At 44.6% G+C, this 2,589-nt stretch carries 2 protein-coding genes and 1 pseudogene; 2 read left to right on the top strand and 1 reads right to left on the bottom strand.

The annotated features are described in order from the left end of the window. Together QUA13_RS32185 and QUA13_RS32180 are read left to right on the top strand one after the other, a co-directional pair. A partial coding sequence (locus QUA13_RS32185; RefSeq protein ID WP_333205120.1) for a hypothetical protein occupies positions 1 to 346 on the top strand: 346 nt, incomplete at its 5' end. 254 nt (positions 347 to 600) lie between these two features. Further along, positions 601 to 2,259: an ABC transporter substrate-binding protein gene (locus tag QUA13_RS32180; protein ID WP_333205118.1), complete on the top strand. Its 1,659-nt coding sequence runs from the start codon at positions 601 to 603 to the stop codon at positions 2,257 to 2,259. Positions 2,260 to 2,312: 53 nt separating this feature from the next. Here the strand turns inward: QUA13_RS32180 and QUA13_RS32175 are convergent. Then, positions 2,313 to 2,589, bottom strand: a pseudogene (locus QUA13_RS32175) (calcium-binding protein); the annotation flags it as partial.

Here is a 2,589-nt window from a genome sequence, read left to right as displayed (position 1 = left end):
TCAGATTGCACTCACTTTTTTCACTTCTCTGCTGCAAAAGCGATCGTATCCCTCTTTAAAAACTGTCCGGAGTATTGATTTAGGTGTTCCATGCACTATTGAGTGGACGACTGCTGAAGAACCTAAACTGCGATTAGCAAAACTCTACGACAAGCCTTTACAGTTAGTTGCTTATGGTGGGGCAATTAATCGATGCTATGGTGAGACTGTGTTTGGTAATAAAATTGTTAATGCTTTGATTGTTGTGGCTCTTCCCGATGAAGATGCGGAAATATTTGTGTTGGAACGCGAACAATTGCTGGAATACTGGCAGAAGTGGTTGAAACGGCTAAAGTTTTTTGGATAAAAAGCTGCTTGATAGGTCCAGAAATAGTTAGGATAGAACTGGCCAACTCCAGTTCTATCCTAACTATTTTTGGGGTCTTGTTTTTGGGCGGATGGTGTGGCTTAGCCGCTAGTGCTTGTGACAGTTGCGTAAGTCCTGATAGAATTAATTAAATTAACCGCAGAGAGCGCAGAGTTCGCAGAGGGAAGAGCCGGGGAGAATTACCATTTTATTATTACATGAGTACAATTTACTATTAAACAGGAGCTATTGAGATGAGATTGTTAAAATCCTGGCGTTTAGTTTTATTAGGTTTAGTTTTTGGGATGGCTGTAATTCTCTCAAATTGCAGCACTACCTCAAACACCGTTAGCAATAATTCTCCAACTCCGACAACTCCTGCCGCAGTACCACCGGGAGCTTTAGTCTACGGTGCGGGTGGGCAGCCGGTCAATCTGGAACCGGGAAATATTACGGATGGCAATTCGGTGATTGTTATTGACCAAATTTACAATCGCTTGACTGATTTCAAACCGGGAACTGTGGAACTTGAGCCGAGTCTCGCTACTGAATGGTCAAGTTCTACAGATAGCAAAACTTGGACTTTTAAATTGCGTTCCGGGGTCAAATTTCACGACGGCACAAATTTTGATGCGGAAGCTGTTAAGTTTAATGTGGATCGCTGGTGGGATGCGAAAAATCCTAACGGTTATCGAGAATCGGGCAAGACATATCAAATTTGGAAAGATTTTTTTGGTGGCTTTAAGGGAGATAAAACTTCCCTGGTAAAAGATGTAGCAGTTGTTGATAAGTCTACAATTAAGTTTGTTTTAAATCAACCTTTTGCTGCTTTTCCCTCGGCGATAGGTTCCGGTTATTTCGGGATGGCAAGTCCGGCGGCGGTGAAAAAAGCGGGTGCTAAATACGGCACTCCGGGGTCGCTGGCGGTGGGTACGGGGCCTTTTGTGTTTAAGGAATGGGGATCGGGCGATCGCATTGTTTTGGATAAAAATCCAAATTATTGGAAACCTGGCACACCAAAAGTCAATCAATTGGTAATTCGTTTTGTTGACGATCCGGCGGCGAGATTGGCTCAATTGAGAGCCGAACAACTTGATTTTACGGTAGATTTAACGCCGGATCAATTGAAAGAGGTTCAAGCAGATACTAATTTAGAAACTGTGGTACGACCTTCTTTTAATGTCGGTTATTTAGCCTTAAATCCCAGTTACGAACCATTATCAAAACCGGAAGTGAGGCGGGCGATCGCCCAAACAATTAACAAGCCAGCAATAGTCAAAGCTTTCTGGGGAGAACTCGGAAAACACGACTCGGAATTTATCCCGCCTGCGCTGAATTGGGCAGAGTCCGATCGAGTTAAAGATTATGAATTTAACCCGCAGCAAGCTAAAGCAATGCTCGCGAAAGCCGGTTATCCGAACGGTTTTGATTTGGATTTGTGGTATATGCCCGTCAGCCGTCCCTATTTTCCCACGCCGAAGCCGATTGCTGAGGCTTTTGCGGCGGATTTGAGCGCGATCGGGATTCGGGTCAAATTGCTGACAAAGGATTGGTCTGCTTATTTAGCCGATCGGCTCAAGCCTCCCGGCTTTCAAGCTTTTATGATGGGTTGGATTGGAGATTACGGCGATCCAGACAATTTTTATTATCCTCACTTCGGGCCGGGTTCGACGGCGGATTTGGGAAATTGGAAAAATCCGAAAGTTCTGGAACTTTTGGATCGGGGGAGGGCGAGTGGGGATAAAGCAACTAGGGCGAAAATTTATGCGGAAGTTAGCGAGATTTTGCATGGGGAAGCTGTGCGTTTGCCGATCGTACATTCGCAGCCGCTTTTAGGGAAACGCAAGAATATTCAAGGTTGGATTCCGAGTCCTTTGGGGTCGGAGTCTTTTGAGGAAACAAGCAAAAATTGAGAAGCTAGATCGAGATGCACCCTACAAATAGAGTTTATGCGTCCAGGACTGTTTTAGATGAAAGTGCAGTCGGCAGCATTAATTTGACTCGCTGATATCCCGCTTAGAGATGCCAAGATTGCCCCGGTTGGGACAAACCGGATTAAAGTTGCACTGTTACTTTGAGTAATTGCTAATTGAGAGAAGGTGATACCGCTAGCAAGTTTGAGCAAATCTTTGTCGTCTTCAAAGTCTAAAATGGTATCCGTTCCGACATCAAGTCCTAAGAGGAATCGATCGCTCCCCAAACCTCCAATCAAACAATCATTTCCCAAGCTGCCAAATAGGGTA

Source organism: Microcoleus sp. S28C3 (assembly GCF_036700785.1).
GTDB classification, from domain to species: domain Bacteria; phylum Cyanobacteriota; class Cyanobacteriia; order Cyanobacteriales; family Microcoleaceae; genus Microcoleus; species Microcoleus asticus.
The sequence above is the reverse complement of the archived record's forward strand: the minus strand, read 5'-3'. Positions and strand labels throughout refer to the sequence as shown.

Excerpts from the sequence above, each read along its gene's own strand:
- QUA13_RS32180 (WP_333205118.1), top strand. The coding sequence starts at position 601 with ATGAGATTGTTAAAATCCTGGCGTTTAGTTTTATTAGGTTTAGTTTTT.